General features: G+C 37.7%; 17 protein-coding genes, 1 pseudogene and 1 riboswitch. Of the genes and pseudogenes, 17 read left to right on the top strand and 1 reads right to left on the bottom strand.

Annotation, left to right across the window (positions count from 1 at the left end; all coding sequences use genetic code 11):
- The 13 genes from RT445_RS05140 to RT445_RS05080 form a co-directional block, all read left to right on the top strand.
- Positions 1-653: FAD-binding oxidoreductase (locus RT445_RS05140; protein ID WP_313469967.1), on the top strand; the 653-nt coding region annotated here is incomplete at its 5' end.
- A 231-nt stretch (positions 654-884) separates the two neighbouring features.
- Complete coding sequence (locus RT445_RS05135) at positions 885-1,145, top strand: metal-sensitive transcriptional regulator (protein WP_274794782.1); 261 nt, start codon at positions 885-887, stop codon at positions 1,143-1,145.
- Positions 1,146-1,187: 42 nt separating this feature from the next.
- Positions 1,188-1,529: a rhodanese-like domain-containing protein gene (locus RT445_RS05130; protein WP_274794781.1), complete on the top strand. Its 342-nt coding sequence runs from the start codon at positions 1,188-1,190 to the stop codon at positions 1,527-1,529.
- Positions 1,530-1,540: 11 nt separating this feature from the next.
- Positions 1,541-1,840, top strand: a complete 300-nt coding sequence (locus tag RT445_RS05125) for a rhodanese-like domain-containing protein (RefSeq protein WP_274794780.1) — start codon at positions 1,541-1,543, stop codon at positions 1,838-1,840.
- A gap of 45 nt (positions 1,841-1,885) precedes the next feature.
- Positions 1,886-2,452 carry a sulfurtransferase TusA family protein gene (locus tag RT445_RS05120; RefSeq protein WP_274794779.1) on the top strand — a complete coding sequence of 189 codons (567 nt, stop codon included), beginning with the start codon at positions 1,886-1,888 and terminating at the stop codon, positions 2,450-2,452.
- 17 nt (positions 2,453-2,469) lie between these two features.
- The gene (locus tag RT445_RS05115; RefSeq protein ID WP_312506999.1) at positions 2,470-2,865 is read left to right on the top strand and encodes a DsrE/DsrF/DrsH-like family protein; all 396 of its coding nucleotides are present in this window, start codon (positions 2,470-2,472) and stop codon (positions 2,863-2,865) included.
- Positions 2,866-2,946: 81 nt separating this feature from the next.
- Positions 2,947-4,074: an MBL fold metallo-hydrolase gene (locus RT445_RS05110; RefSeq protein ID WP_274794777.1), complete on the top strand. Its 1,128-nt coding sequence runs from the start codon at positions 2,947-2,949 to the stop codon at positions 4,072-4,074.
- Positions 4,075-4,218: 144 nt separating this feature from the next.
- Positions 4,219-4,446, top strand: coding sequence for a sulfurtransferase TusA family protein (locus RT445_RS05105; RefSeq protein ID WP_396631765.1), 228 nt, complete (start codon positions 4,219-4,221; stop codon positions 4,444-4,446).
- Positions 4,447-4,526: 80 nt separating this feature from the next.
- Positions 4,527-5,303, top strand: a complete 777-nt coding sequence (locus tag RT445_RS05100) for a sulfite exporter TauE/SafE family protein (protein WP_312506998.1) — start codon at positions 4,527-4,529, stop codon at positions 5,301-5,303.
- Positions 5,304-5,315: 12 nt separating this feature from the next.
- Complete coding sequence (locus RT445_RS05095) at positions 5,316-6,020, top strand: DsbA family oxidoreductase (protein WP_312506997.1); 705 nt, start codon at positions 5,316-5,318, stop codon at positions 6,018-6,020.
- Between the two features lie 236 nt (positions 6,021-6,256).
- The gene (locus tag RT445_RS05090; protein WP_274794774.1) at positions 6,257-7,207 is read left to right on the top strand and encodes a c-type cytochrome; all 951 of its coding nucleotides are present in this window, start codon (positions 6,257-6,259) and stop codon (positions 7,205-7,207) included.
- A 173-nt stretch (positions 7,208-7,380) separates the two neighbouring features.
- A complete protein-coding gene (locus RT445_RS05085) occupies positions 7,381-9,369 on the top strand; it encodes an ABC1 kinase family protein (protein ID WP_313469961.1) in 1,989 nt (662 codons plus the stop codon).
- Between the two features lie 325 nt (positions 9,370-9,694).
- Positions 9,695-10,849 (top strand): C40 family peptidase, encoded by a 1,155-nt coding sequence (locus tag RT445_RS05080; RefSeq protein ID WP_274794772.1) that lies wholly within the window; start codon positions 9,695-9,697, stop codon positions 10,847-10,849.
- Positions 10,850-10,947: 98 nt separating this feature from the next.
- Here the strand turns inward: RT445_RS05080 and ytvI are convergent, their stop codons facing one another.
- Entirely contained in the window at positions 10,948-12,006 is a 1,059-nt protein-coding gene (ytvI, locus tag RT445_RS05075) for a sporulation integral membrane protein YtvI (RefSeq protein ID WP_274794771.1), read from the bottom strand.
- Between the two features lie 89 nt (positions 12,007-12,095).
- Here ytvI and RT445_RS05070 point away from each other — a divergent pair, with 89 nt between their 5' ends.
- From RT445_RS05070 to RT445_RS05055, 4 genes and pseudogenes are all read left to right on the top strand, one after another.
- A complete protein-coding gene (locus RT445_RS05070; protein WP_274794770.1) occupies positions 12,096-12,650 on the top strand; it encodes a hypothetical protein in 555 nt (184 codons plus the stop codon).
- Between the two features lie 93 nt (positions 12,651-12,743).
- Positions 12,744-12,941: riboswitch (cobalamin riboswitch) on the top strand.
- Between the two features lie 164 nt (positions 12,942-13,105).
- Positions 13,106-13,659: pseudogene (locus RT445_RS05065) on the top strand (ATP:cob(I)alamin adenosyltransferase).
- Positions 13,643-14,593 carry an ABC transporter substrate-binding protein gene (locus RT445_RS05060; RefSeq protein WP_274794768.1) on the top strand — a complete coding sequence of 317 codons (951 nt, stop codon included), beginning with the start codon at positions 13,643-13,645 and terminating at the stop codon, positions 14,591-14,593. Before RT445_RS05065 ends, RT445_RS05060 begins: the two are co-directional and overlap by 17 nt.
- A gap of 135 nt (positions 14,594-14,728) precedes the next feature.
- Positions 14,729-15,098, top strand: a 370-nt coding sequence (locus RT445_RS05055; protein WP_313469957.1) for a tyrosine-protein phosphatase, incomplete at its 3' end; no start/stop codon positions are given.

Raw genomic sequence — 15,098 nt, 5'->3', positions numbered from 1 at the left:
ATTTTGTAAATGAAGATGGTTCACCATTACCGACTTATGAACCAGGCCAATACATTAGCATTCGTGTAAAAGTGCCGGGCGAAGAGTATTTAATGAATCGTCAATACACACTTTCACAGGCAAGTGCAGAAGATGGCTATCGTATTTCAGTAAAACGCGAAAGCGATCATACACCAAATGGTAAAGTTTCTAACTTTATTCACGATAACTTACAAGTTGGAGATTTAGTAGATGTAAGTGCTCCAGCTGGTTTATTTGTTCTAGAAGAAACTGCTGCACCAATTACATTTGTGAGTGGTGGTATTGGGGTAACACCTTTAAACAGTATGCTACAATCTTTAAAAGAAGATGCAACAAATAAAGTTAACTTTATCCAATGTGCTCGTAATGAGAAAGTTGTGGCATTTAGCGATGACATTAAGGAGAAAGTAAATGCGTTGCCAAATGCTTCATACACAGCTTTATATTCTGATGAAGACAAGCTTATCACTAAAGAATTATTAGCAGAAAAAGTAGCTGATAATGCAGATGTTTATGTATGTGGACCTGTAGGCTTCATGGAAGCTGTTATTAAAAATTTACAGGAAATTGGCGTGAAGGATGAGAAAATTCACTATGAGTTCTTCGGACCAGCCATGCAATTAGCTAAATAATAAGAGGATTCCCTGTTATGAGAAAAAACTCATAACAGGGTTTTTTTATTGTGGGCATAGTGACGGGTAGAAATAAAAAAGTGAAGAGACCAGAAAGAGGCATATAAACGACGGATTACAGTCCTTAAAGAAAAAAGGTTGAAGCTTTCGTGTTGACAATATACCTATAGGGGTATAATATGAATCTCGTAAGTAAGTTCAATCAATCGTTTTGGAAGGGGGCATAACAGAATGGCATATGGCTCAAACACTGCAAATCGTGTGAAACGTATGGAAGGTCAATTGCGTGGTATTTTACGCATGATGGAAGAAGGTCAAAGCTGTAAGGATGTGATCACACAGCTATCTGCCGTGCGTTCTGCGGTTGATCGGACGATCGGTGTTATTGTAAGTGAAAATTTATTGGATTGTGTATCGACTGCCGAAGGTGATGCAGAAAAAATGAATCTAGCCATCCAAGAGGCAATGGATCTAGTTGTGAAAAGCCGATAAATTTATATACCCTTTAACGTATAAAGAAGGAGGAATGATCATTTGGAGATATGGATAATTATTGCGTTAATCGCTGTATTTTTTATTTGGCGAATGAAACCAACAAAGGGCGTTCAGTCAATCTCGACAGCGCAATTAAAAAATATGCTGAATGATAAGGATAAGATATTTATCGATGTACGCACACCTGCTGAATATAAAGGTCGGCATATCTCTCAATTTAAAAACATGCCACTTGGATCGAGCTTTGACAATTTGCCAAAGGATAAAGAAGTAATCGTTATTTGTCAAAGTGGTATGCGAAGTAGTCAGGCGTGTAAACAATTGAAAAAGCAAGGCTTTGAACGTGTTACCAATGTTCGAGGTGGTATGAGTGCTTACTAGGAGGAGATAGAATGAAGGAAATTACGGCGAATGAAGTACAACATTTGATAGATCAGGGGAAAAAGCTGAACCTTATTGATGTTCGAGAGGTAGATGAGGTACAAGCTGGACATATACCAGATGTTATGCATATACCGCTTGGTTTATTGGAATTTCGACTGCATGAATTAAATAAAAATGAGTCGTATATTATGGTTTGTCGTTCAGGTGCCCGTAGTGGTCGTGCTACCCAGTTATTAGAAGATAATGGCTTTGATGCATCGAATATGGCTGGTGGTATGTTAGCTTGGGAGGGTAAAGTACAAATATAGATAATATCTATATTTTTTTGTTAAAAATAATACCGGGTATGGTATATGGAGGTTGTGGAAAATATGAAGGCGGATTTTCAGCTAGATGCCAAGGGCCTTTCTTGCCCGATGCCGATTGTGAAAACAAAAAAAGCTATGGTTGATTTAGTGGATGGTCAAATTTTAGAAGTATCTGCGACAGATAAAGGGTCAAAAGCCGATATTGCGGCATGGGCTGAAACTGTAGGCCACCAATATATAGGCACTATAGAAGAGGATGGCGTGCTGAAACATTATATTCGTAAATGTACCAACGATCAAATAGAAGACATAACGTTTGATCAAACAATTGATCTAGAACAAATCACTAGTCGTGAAGGATTAATTCTTGATGTACGTGAGGAAGCGGAATTCGCTTTTGGCCATATTGAAGGGGCAAAATCTATCCCAATGGGCGAACTAGAGGCACGTCTTTCAGAGCTTGATAAAGAGCAGGAGATTTATATTATTTGTCGTACCGGCAAACGCAGTGATATGGCTGCGCAGAAGCTTGCTTCACATGGTTTTACAAAGGTATTTAATGTCTTACCAGGAATGACATCCTGGAAGGGTGAACTTACAAAAAACATTTAAATTGGAGGAATTTTATTATGTCAAACAAGGTAGCAATTATTGCAAGTAATGGTGGTTTATTTGATGCTTATAAGGTGTTTAATATCGCAACGGCAGCGGCAGCTTCAGAAAAGGAGGTAGCAATCTTCTTCACATTTGAAGGATTGAATTTTATTCATAAGCAAGGTATGCATGCGCTACCAATGCCTGCTGGGGCAGAGCATTATGCGGAAGGTTTTGCAAAAGCAAATGTTCCGGCCATTCCTCAATTGGTGGAAATGGCACAGGAATTAGGTGTGAAATTTATTGCTTGTCAAATGACTATGGATGTAATGGGTTTATCGACGGAAGATTTTATTGATGGTATTGAGGTTGGCGGAGCTGTAACATTCCTTGAATTTGCGAAAGATGCAGCGCCATCTCTAACTTTCTAAAGACTTGTACTTCAAGGCGGAGAGTGGAGAAAGCTCTCCGCTATAAAAAACATTAAAATTATACCTATGGGGGTAAACTGTATGTCAATTCAGAAGTGGAATGCGTCACAAGTTGCTAAAAAGGTTATTAACAATGAAGAATTGTTTATTTTAGATGTTCGTAATGCGGATGCATTTGAAGATTGGAAAATTGATGGTCGCCGCTTTGAGTACTTAAATATTCCGTATTTTGAACTGTTAGATGGAATTGAGGAGATTTTACCGGAAATCCCATCAGATAAAGAAGTATTAGTAGTTTGTGCAAAAGAGGGGTCATCATTGATGATCGCGGAAATGCTAGCTGAAGCAGGTCGAGATGTTGCTTATTTAGCAGGAGGTATGAAATCTTGGAGTGAATACCTAGAGCCGATTAAAGTTGGCGATTTAACAGGTGGTGGCGAGCTTTATCAGTTTGTCCGTTTAGGAAAGGGCTGTCTTTCTTATATGATCATATCTGAAGGAGAAGCTGCTATCATTGATGCTGTTCGTTTTACGAATATATTCACAAGCTTTGCAGAACAACAGAACGTTAAAATTAAACATGTTTTTGATACACATTTACATGCAGACCATATTTCAGGTGGTCGCCATATAGCAGAAGCAACTGGTGCAGCTTACTATTTACCACCAAAAGATGCGGAAGAGGTTGTCTTTCAATATACACCATTAGTTGATGGAACAACTGTTCAAATCGGAGCATCTAAAATAGATGTAGGAGCTATCTATTCTCCAGGTCATACAATTGGTTCTACTTCATTTGTGGTCGATAACAAATATCTGTTAACAGGAGATATTTTATTTATTGATTCAATCGGACGTCCTGATTTAGCGGGACTTGCTGATGATTGGGTTGGAGATTTACGTGTTACGCTTTACAAGCGTTATCGCGAATTGTCTGATGAACTTATTGTATTACCAGCGCATTTTATGATTATTGATGAGTTGAATGAAGATGGAACCGTGGCAAAACGCTTAGGAGATTTGTTTGCCCAAAACCATGGTTTGAATATACAAGATGAAGAAGAATTTAGACATGTGGTGACCGATCAACTGCCTCCACAGCCGAATGCTTATCAAGAAATTCGTCAGGTCAATATGGGAAAAATAACACCTGCACCAGATGAACAAACAGAAATGGAAATTGGACCAAATCGCTGTGCTGTACGATAGAGCATGCTAAAGTGCAATGAGTACGCATGCATGCTTATAGCATGTAAATTCCGTGGATTGAAGGCGATCTTCCTTCATGAAGATAAAAAACAAGAAGACTCGGCAAAATCACTTACAAGCTTTGCCGAGTCGAAGGAGATTATGATGAAACCTAATTTACAACTAGATGCAAAAGGCCTGTCTTGTCCAATGCCTATTGTGAAGACAAAAAAAGCAATCGACACCTTAAAGGCAGGGGAAGTTTTAGAAGTTCAGGTGACAGATAAAGGAGCTTTAGCGGATATTCCTGCTTGGGCAAAAGCTGGGGGTCATATCATTTTAGACCACTCCGAAGAGGCTGGCGTCATTACATTTTTAATTCAGAAAGCATAGAGCGGATTGAGGGTTGTCTATTACAGTAGAACAACCCTCCTTTCTCTTTATTGATTGCAGTCAGAAAGAAGGAAAAACAAATGGATATTGCATGGATCTTAACCATTTTACTTATTGGTTTTCTTGGTTCATTTGTATCGGGGATGTTGGGGATTGGTGGTGCTATCATTAATTTCCCGATGCTACTATATATCCCGCCATTATTAGGTTTTGCGGCCTTTTCTGCACATGAGGTGTCAGGGATTAGTGCGATTCAAGTGCTTTTTGCTGCGCTTGCTGGAGTTTGGGTATATCGCAAAGGGGGATATTTAAATAAATCACTTATAATCTATATGGGGAGCTCCATATTAACAGGAAGCTTTGTAGGGAGCTTTGGTTCAAAATTTTTATCAGAGTCCGGTATTAACATTGTCTATGGTATCCTTGCGTTGATTGCAGCTGTGATGATGTTCATCCCGAAAAAGCAAATTGATGATAAATCGATGCAGGAGATTACTTTTAATAAACCACTTGCAGTCATATTAGCATTTATTGTTGGTATCGGTTCAGGGATTGTGGGGGCAGCTGGTGGCTTTTTATTAGTGCCAATAATGCTTGTTGTCTTAGCAATCCCAACACGTATGACCATTGCGTCAAGCCTTGCTATTACTTTTATTTCCTCAATAGGAGGTACCGTTGGAAAATTAATGACAGGACAAGTTGAATATCTTCCAGCGCTCATCTTAATTGTATCTAGTCTAATATCGGCTCCACTTGGTGCGAAAGTAGGGGGGAAGTTAAATACGAAATTCCTACAAGTTATTTTAGCGGTTCTTATATTAGCAACAGCGATAAAAATTTGGATGGACATTTTATAAGGGGGGATAGCTTTGAAAATTGAAGTCTTTTCTGATTTCACATGTCCGTTTTGTTATATTGGCAAGCGAGAACTAGAACGGGCAATTGATATTGCAGGCTATACAGGACTAGTGGAAATTGAATATAAAGCATTTCAATTAGACCCAGATATACCAAAAGTGAATGCACCAACCTTTTACGAGGCGATGGCTAAAAAATATGATATCACGCTAGAAGAAGTAAAAGAAATGGTCAAGGGCATAGGTATGAGAGCAATGGAGGTTGGTTTGGATTATGAATTTGCTAAGATGTCCACTTCCCATACTGAAAAAGCACATCGTTTAGCGAAGTGGACACAGCAATTTGGTAAAGCGACGGCTTATACAGAAGCATTAATGGCTGGTTATTTTAAAGAGGGTAAAGATGTAAATGATGACGATTTTTTATTAAAAGTTATTGCGAAATTAAATTTAAATGTGGAAGAAGCGAAGAAAATCATAACATCGGCTGACTTTAGTGAAGCATTAGAACAGGATCGCTATGATGCCCAACAACTGGGGGTACAAAGTGTACCATTCTTTGTGTTTGAAAATAGATATGGTATTAAAGGCGCTGAACCAAATGAGGTTTTTGTAAAAACTTTACATCAAGCGGCGGAAAAAGCGGGTATCCAACCAATAATAAAGATAATGGGAAATGGTGAGTCTGTATGTGCCGATGGAGTATGTAAATTGTAAAAGGCTAGATGAGTGTCGAGTACATGATGTGCTCGACACTTTTTTATTCAGATATGGCTATATACTGCAAGAGGTATTAAGTCTTGTTTTCTTTGTTGTAGGACAATAACAAATGTATATTTTAACCATTTTTATCATCTTAATGGTTCTGTTTTAGGTATGTGTGAGAAAAATCACATCCAAATAATTGCTATGTTGCTAAAATGAAAAGGAAGATACAAAGGGGGGTATTATAGATGAAACCTATAGTAGCAGGAGTAGCAGGGACAGTACTGTTAGCAGGCTCAATCTTTGTTGGAACAATTGTCAGCGACAAAATTTCAGTAGAGTCAAATGCTGGCAAGGATGAAAAGACAGTGCAGACACAAATACCAACAACAGCAGCTGCTCAGTCGTTGGTCTATGCTCCACCAAGTATTGAAGAGGTGCCGGATGGACCTATGAAAGAGGCGATATTATACGGCTATGAGCTAGTGAATAACACACATGTTGCAGCAGATGAATATGTGGGGAATCAATTATCTTGCACAAGCTGTCATGCAGGAGCAGGCTATGATGAGCAAGCATCGTCGTTAGTAGGGGTCATGGCAAATTATCCACAATATATTGGACGCTCTGGTGATGTTGTGACGATAGAAGAGCGTATTAATGGCTGTATGGTTCGTAGTATGAATGGTAAAAAATTTGAAATGAATAGTGATGAATTGGAGGCCATGGTAGCGTATTTTGCTTATATTTCTGAAGGTGTACCAATAGGAGCAAAACGTGAATGGGCTGGTACAAGTGATATGAAGAATGTTCCGATTCCAGATGTTGCAAATGGTGAGGAGCTTTATGGACAGTCCTGTATAGCTTGTCATGCTGCTGATGGTTCTGGTACGGGTGCAAATACAGGTCCTGCATTATGGGGAGATAATTCCTTCAATGATGGAGCAGGGATGGCGCGGATATCAAAAATGGCTGGTTATATTCAAAACAATATGCCAGTCGGAGCAGCAGGTACTTTAACAGATCAGGATGCTGCTGATTTAGCCGCTTTTATTTTATCGCAGGATCGACCAGAATGGGCAAACCACGATAAAGACTGGCCAAAAGGCGGGCGCCCAAATGACATTATGAATAAAGAAAAACGAGAACAAATTAAAAATGGCACAATTGATTGGGAAAAAGTGCTTTCTACTAACTAATGAATGAAGGGATGCTGGCTGACAGCGTCCCTTTCCTATTTGTTAAGTTAAGCGGCTCATGGGCAATTTTAGATAACAAAATATTAGTTATGATCCTTGTAAAAGAAAGTTAGTACATAAATTTGCTATACTAGCGGTAGTAAGAGATGGAAATGGTGCAGGAGGTGACACTGTTGATTTTTTTGAAGTTTTTGATCCAAATTATCATAGTATCTGGTTTGATTTACATTGTTAGTGGACGATTAATTGGCTCCAATATCAATTTTGTTCGTAGAGTGCTATCGGTTGTTATTAGTGTGACATTAACCTCTTTTGTTTACTGGTATTCTTATTTGCGCCATACGGATTTTTTATCAGAAACGATGATGCAAACGGTGACAGAAGTCAGTACGCTCATTTGGATTGGGAGTATGCTACTCATTTCTATGTTACTCTATTTAGTTTTTGAACTGTTTGATCCAAGTGGTATAGCAACAGGAGACCGGCGAAACGGCCAAAAATCCATGTTATTTCGACTGCGTAGCTATTGGCGACAACAGAAACGTTTAAGGCAAGTACTAAAAATTGCTGTCACAAACGGTGTTGTGCAAACGATTAAATATGCTAGGCAACGTGAAAATGAAAAAGAGCTTGCCATTGCCTTAAGAGCAACATTAGAGCAATGTGGTGGGATTTTCATTAAATTTGGACAAGTACTGTCAACGAGGAAGGAATTATTTTCGCCCATTTTTATAGATGAGCTAGAAAGACTTCAGCACCGTGTGAAGCCTTTACCAGAGGAGCAAGTTACACAAATTTTAGAAGGCTCACTTCCACAACCAATGAATGAAATATTTAGCCATTTTCAAATGGAACCCATTGCGGCTGCCTCTATTGGTCAGGTGCATAAGGCGCGACTTAAAAATTATGAAGATGTTGTAGTTAAGCTTTTGCGTCCAGAAGTAAAAGGAATCATGCGTGATGATCTTGAAATTTTAGAGGAGTTTGCCAACTGGCTTTCAACAAAATCAACTTGGGCAGAGTCATTAGGCTTTCGGGAGCTAGCTGGTGGATTTGCGGATGGATTACGTGAGGAGATTCATTTAGATATTGAGGTCCGTAATACTTTACAGGTCAAAAATGCTCTAGCGAAAAGTGACTATAAAGTTCGAATACCTAAAATATACACAGCCTACAGTAATGAGAATGTCATTGTGATGGAATATATTCGAGGGCAAAGCGTAGCAGATGGGGCAGCTGAATTCAAACGGTTGTCTATCGATCGTAGGCAATTCGCAAGAATAGTATTATATTCATTTTTTGAACAAATGTTATTCTCTGGAATTTTCCATGCAGACCCGCATCCAGGAAATATCCACATCGATGAAACAGATGGCACACCAGTTCTGCTTGATTTTGGTGCAGTTGGGCGATTAGGCGCTACACAGCAGGAGGGTTTGAAGCTATTCTTGATGGGCATTCAGCTTAATGATTCAAGCGTTTTATATGATGGCTTAACATTATTAGTGGAAAATGCTGATCACGCAGACCGTGCAAGGATGGAGCAAGCAATTGATCAAATTTTACTAAAAATCTCCTATGTTGATCGTATACCGACTGAAGAATTAATTCATGCATTATTTACAGTAGTAAGGGACTTTGGTTTAGCGTTCTATCCTGCAGTAGGGTTGGCTCTTCGTTCCTTAGTGACACTGGATGGCACTTTACGAGTAATTGATTCCCGTTTTGATATTTTTACCGAGGCAAAGGATTTTTCTGCTACATATATGCGTGCCTCTTTCTTAAAGCCATTTAAAGAACCAATGGCTACTAAAGAGCGACTTCAGGAAGAACTGTCCATGCTTATACCTACTTTACGTAAAATGCCAAGAAGAGTAGATCAGCTAATTCAACGCGTTGAAAGCGGGAAGATTATTTTACATCATGATGTTTTTTCAGATGAACATAATGCTCGTTTTATTACACATTTGTTTTCTCGCTTTGTGCTGCTTTTAGTAGGGATCACCTTTGGCATTATATCCGTGGCGCTTTTAGCTATCTCCCAATTTATTCATGATTCTTATGCGGTTTACTTAAATACTGCCGCCTATTTAGGTTTATTTTTATGTGCCATTTTATTAGTAAGATTATCGATACAAGCTCTAAGATCAATGAAACAGTAGATAGGGAATCTTTTCCCTATCTTTTTTTTGAAAAATTGTAGAGAAATATTACAAAAACATTACAGAACGATGCGTAGGTCTAATGTCGAATAAGCTATTTTTATCGCTATGTAGATTAAATTGGTTATTTGTAGAATAAATACGCATTATATCTAATGTTACAGAAATATTTCGAGTTTTACTAATGTATTAAATAGATGAGAAATAGTATAAAAGTTATGCCGGAAATGCTAAACTTTAAAAGGCTAATATAAATATAAGAACAATTAATTAAAATAGAAATCGTTCAAGTGATTACATAGGATATCGAGAGCGAAATTGATAGATGAAGGGAAATGAAGGTAACGTGGGAAAGCGCAATAAATGGCGTAAGTCGATGGTGCTAGCATTGGCACTAGCAGGCGGCTTATTATTTAATACAATTCAACCAACTGAAGTACATGCCGAAGAAACTTCTCAACAAATGATCGAGAAAAAGGCTGAAATAGATAAACAAGTGAAGAAATTAGAGCAAGAATTAACAAAGCTACAACAAGAGATCGACGCAAAAGTTAAAGTATTTAAACAAGTACAAGCTGAAATTAAAGAAGTAGATGCTAGTATTGTTGAAACACAAAAACGTATTGAACAACGCTCTAAAATCTTAAGTGAGCGTATGGCTGCATATCAAGCACAAGATAACACTGTAGGCGTTTATTTAAATGTCGTTCTTGAAGCAAAAAGCTTTGCAGATTTAATGGACCGTGTCGTAGCGGTTAAAACATTAATGGATGCTGACCAAGAATTAGTGGATCAACAGGAAGCAGATAAAGCAAGCTTAGTGCAACAAAAAGCTACATTAGATGAAAAGCAAAAAGAGCTTCAAAAACAATTCCAAGAGCTTCAACAAAAGGAAAGCGAAATGGAAGTGAAAAAGGCTGAAAACGAAGCGAAATCACTTGCATTAAAAGCTCAAATTGCAACGAAACAAGAAGAAGAACGTTTAGAAGCGGAGCGTAAAGCAGCTGAAGAAGAAGCAGCTCGTTTACGTGCTCTTCAAGCAGCAACGCCAGTAGTACAAGCAACTCAAAATACTGGTGGTGGTCAACCACAAAAAATTATTGTTGGCTCTGGAGCTGGTACAGCATCATCAGGAGATGCTATTTCAACTGCTAAGCAATTCCTAGGTCGTCCTTATGTTTGGGGTGGTAGCAACCCATCAACAGGCTTTGACTGCTCAGGTCTTGTACAATGGTCTTACAAACAAGCAGGTGTTTCTTTACCTCGTACAGCATCACAACAATATTTAGCAACACAGCGTATTTCAGCAAGTGAAGCACGAGTTGGTGACTTAGTATTCTTCAGCTACGGGTCTGGGGTAGCGCACGTAGGTATTTACTTAGGTAACAACACAATGATCGATGCTCAAAACAACGGTGTCGTAATTGAATCACTTGATTGGTGGAATCAATATTTAGTAGGCTTCGGTCGTATTCAATAAGCAAGCCTCTTTAACTAATAGACGATTGACATGAGAAAAAGGTCATCTTTGTAGAGAAAAAATACAAAGATGACCTTTTTTATTTAGCTTAAAAATTTTTAAATTTTAAAGTTTAACTTAATGACACCTGTCTCTTTCAATGCAATAAAGAAAATTATAACAAAGGGACCGACAAGTAAACCGATAATACCAAATAACTGAAGACCAATGAACATGGCGATTAATGTTGGCAATGTAGATAAACCGATATGGTCTCCCATTAATTTAGGCTCGACTACTCGACGAATAATAAGTAAAATAGCAGCTAAGATGAATAATTTTACAGCAATAGCTGTGTTACCCATCAGTAAATGATAAAGTCCCCATGGAGCTAAAATAATGATAGAGCCTAGGAAAGGGACAATATCTATTAACCAAATAATAATCGTCATTGTTATGGCATATTTGGGTTGGATTAATAGAAGTCCAATAAGTGTGACGCCTCCAATAATAAAGCTTACAAATAAGTGTGCCTTCATATAACCGAAAGTTGCATCCTTTAGACGATTAAGGATAATCTTTATTTTCTTTGCAGTGTTGGGCTTTAAATATTTATAAGTGATTTGCTTTAATTTAGGCAAATCAAGCATAAATAGGAATAGAGCAATCATATAAACGAGAAGACTGATAAATAGGCTTGGAATTTCTGAAAAGAAGGCTGAAACTTTGCTATAATTAAAGAAGCTTAAAAAGAATTCTTCAACTTTTTTTATGAAATCCATTGTGGTTTTTTGAAGTGAAGCACTTACTTCTGGTGGAAAGTCTTCTGTATATTTAGAGATATTTTCTTGCATATGGAGCCACATATCTGATAGCTTGGAAATATAATAGGGAGCTTGCTTAGATAGTAAAATTATTTGCGACATGATTTGTGTAATGGACAGATAGCAAATAATAGATATAACCATAACACTCACTATGTATATAAAAGCAACTGCTATTTTCCGTGACATCTTCCATCGCCTTTTAAAGAACATGACGATTGGTTCTAAGAAAAATGCACTTATACCTGCAAATAGTAAAGGCATGGACACAGGGATAATAAAATAGGCAGCTACAAGTAAGGATAGAATCACAATTACTCGAAAAATCAATTTCCTAGCATTAAATTTATTCATAAACTCACCTTCTTTGCGAAAAAATTAAGTTAAGTGTACCATAAATCAAATTTTATTACGTTCTGAATCAATAAAGGTAGGGATAAATTATGGAAAAAGAGATTTTGCAACTTTTTAGTAATCTAACAGAGCGTGACCACGATATTCAATATGAATCTTACGAGGAACTAATGAAAATTATGCAGGAGCCCGTAGATTGGACATATGCAGTATGGGAACAGCTTGTACAAGCACTTACATACAAAGATGGACATGCTCGTGCACGTGCTGCACAAATTTTATGTGCCTTAGCCGCAAAAAGTGATCCAGAAGAAAGGGTATTGGAGGATTTTTTGAAAATTTGGGCTGTGACGTATGATGAGCGATTTGCCACGGCGAGGAACGCGTTACAAGCTATTTGGAAAATTGGATTAGCAGGTCAAGTACAAAGAGACTTAGTTGTCTCGTATCTAGCTAAGAGATTTCAAACATGTTTGGATGAAAAGCATCCCTCTCTTATTCGCTATGATATTATTATTTCTTTTAAAAAGCTTTATGATCAAACGAATGACTCTAAATTAATAGCTATTGCACATCGCTTAATTGATGAAGAGCACGAAGTTAAACACAAAAAGAAATATAAGGCAGCCATCCGTTCAAAGTAGCGAGATGGTGTTTTTTTGTACAGATGTAAAGTTTCTATTTGGAGTACAACTGTTTTTTCCTATTAATATATGGTAAACTGCTTTACAAATGAAATATTCTTGCAGAATAAAGGTGCTAACTAGCATAATCGGGAATTCGGTGAAAAACCGAAGCTGTTTCCGCAACTGTAAGTACAGCCATTATAAAGATATACCACTGTCTCCAAGGAGATGGGAAGGTTCTTTATAGCTCATTAAAATTCATTAATGAATTGTACAAGCCAGGAGACCGACCTTTATTTGAACGTATAACAACTCTTCGGAAGCTAGGAGGATATACGGCAAATTACATAGGTAATGTCATAGTAATTGGCAATCATTATGTTATTTTCGTCGTTCCTTTGCTTAAAGGAGCGGCGTTTTTTTATGCTATCGTTCATGTAAGAATTTATCAAAATGGGAAGGGGGTACATCAAGTGAAAAAGGATGCACGTTATTCTTGTTATCCGTTTATGCGTGAGAAGGCTTCAACGGTTGATTATGAGATTCGAACAGATAGTCTCACAACACATCTAGGGGTTGCATTAGCTGCAGTAAAAAAGGAGGATGTACAAGTTGTCGTAGATGATTTGCTGCTTATATTACCTATGGCTTACCATGTCAATGGTTCAGTCCGAGGAAAGCTAGCAGTAACAGAAGAAGATCTTTCTTGGTTAAGCGAACGCTATGACTTTTATGTTCGTCATGTGAAGGAAGACAAAGTTTTGTTTTACCTCAGGGCACAGAGGCTGCTGCTGCTTTACATCTTTGCCGCAGTGAAGCCAAAAAATCATATCGTACATTACATAAGGTTTCAGAGGAACGAGAGGTACCAGCTATCCTTTTCGACTACTTAGGCTTGTTAGCAAATGTATGCTTTGTCATGGCAGTCTATATGAATCACCAAGCAGGTATAGCTGAAATACCGTTTATTAGTAAATCCTATCCAATGAAAAAGAAAAGGGAGAGTAAGAATGAAGAAAGTATTTAATTTCCAATGGCTATCAGTGCTAGTACTAATATTAGTTTTAGCAGGTTGTGGTACCTCAGAAGATACAAAAAATAAAGAGGCTTCACAGGATACGCAACAAACTGAACAAACAACCTACAAAGTAACAGATGATCGTGGTGTAGAAGTAGAATTTAAAGAAGTACCAAAAACTATTGTTTCTTTACAACCAAGTAATACGGAGATTTTATTTGCACTAGGTGTTGGTGAGAAAATCGTAGGAGCAACAGAGTATGACACATATCCAGAAGCAGCACAAAAAATCGAACGAGTATCTGATTCTCAGAATTTCGATAGTGAACGCATTATAGCCTTAAAGCCAGATGTGGTCATTGCTTACACAATTGGCTCTAAGGATGCATTGAAACCATTAGAAGATGCGGGACTGAAAGTATTTGTTATTGAATCTGCCACATCATTTGATGATGTTTATGGGGATATTGAACAACTAGCTGCTGTAATGGGTGTTGAAGATAAAGGAAATGAATTAAACGAACAGATTAAAGCGAAAATTACTGAAGTACAAACAAAGGTGAAAGAAGTAAAAGCACCGAAAAATGTTTATTTAGAGATTAGTCCTAAGCCAGATATTTATACGGCAGGCGCTGGAACTTTCCAGCAAGAAATATTAAATGCAGCCAATGTTAAGAATGTCTTTGCTGATTTAGACAATTGGGCGCAAGTGTCTGAGGAAGAGGTTATTGCGAAAAATCCAGAGGTTATATTAACAACAGTAAACTATACAGAAGATCCTATAGGGGAAATTTTGACACGTGATGGTTGGAATACTGTGAAAGCTATTCAAGATAAAGCTGTACAGTCTCTTGATACTGATATCTCTAATCGTCCTGGTCCACGTATTGGAGAAGCAGTAGAATTAGTAGCTAAAGCTGTGTATCCAGAGTTATTTAAATAACAATTCAAGGCTAGCTGATCTAACGGCTAGCCATTTTTATATGGTTAGTTATTACCTAGCGTGAAAATTGGAATTAATTTAATTTGTTCTATAGAATAAAGGTAAGAATGCTTAATAATTTAGGGAGGGTAGTGAATGGAACAGTTAGATACACAGGTTATTCCGTTTGAGGCAGTCTATAATTTCCGAGATATGGGGGGATATAAGACAAGGGATGGACGTATTGTAAAGAAGGGTTTATTCTACCGATCTGCAGCACTTGGTAAAATGACATCAGCAGATAAAGAGCGATTTGAAATGTTAGGTATTAAAACTATTTTTGATTACCGTGACAACAAGGAAGCACAGCATAATCCTAACCCCGTGTTCTCACATGCTCGATATATTCAAATACCAGCAAAGGGTAATCATGCTTTTGAAATGCCCACAAATGCTGGTGGTAAAGATTTTTATAAAGTAGTAAGCCCCGAAATGTTCCGAAATTTTTATGCGCAAATGCCTTTTA

Source organism: Lysinibacillus sp., assembly GCF_032093475.1.
In the GTDB taxonomy this organism is placed as follows: Bacteria; Bacillota; Bacilli; order Bacillales_A; family Planococcaceae; genus Lysinibacillus; species Lysinibacillus irui.
This window is presented reverse-complemented; position numbering and strand designations above follow the sequence as displayed.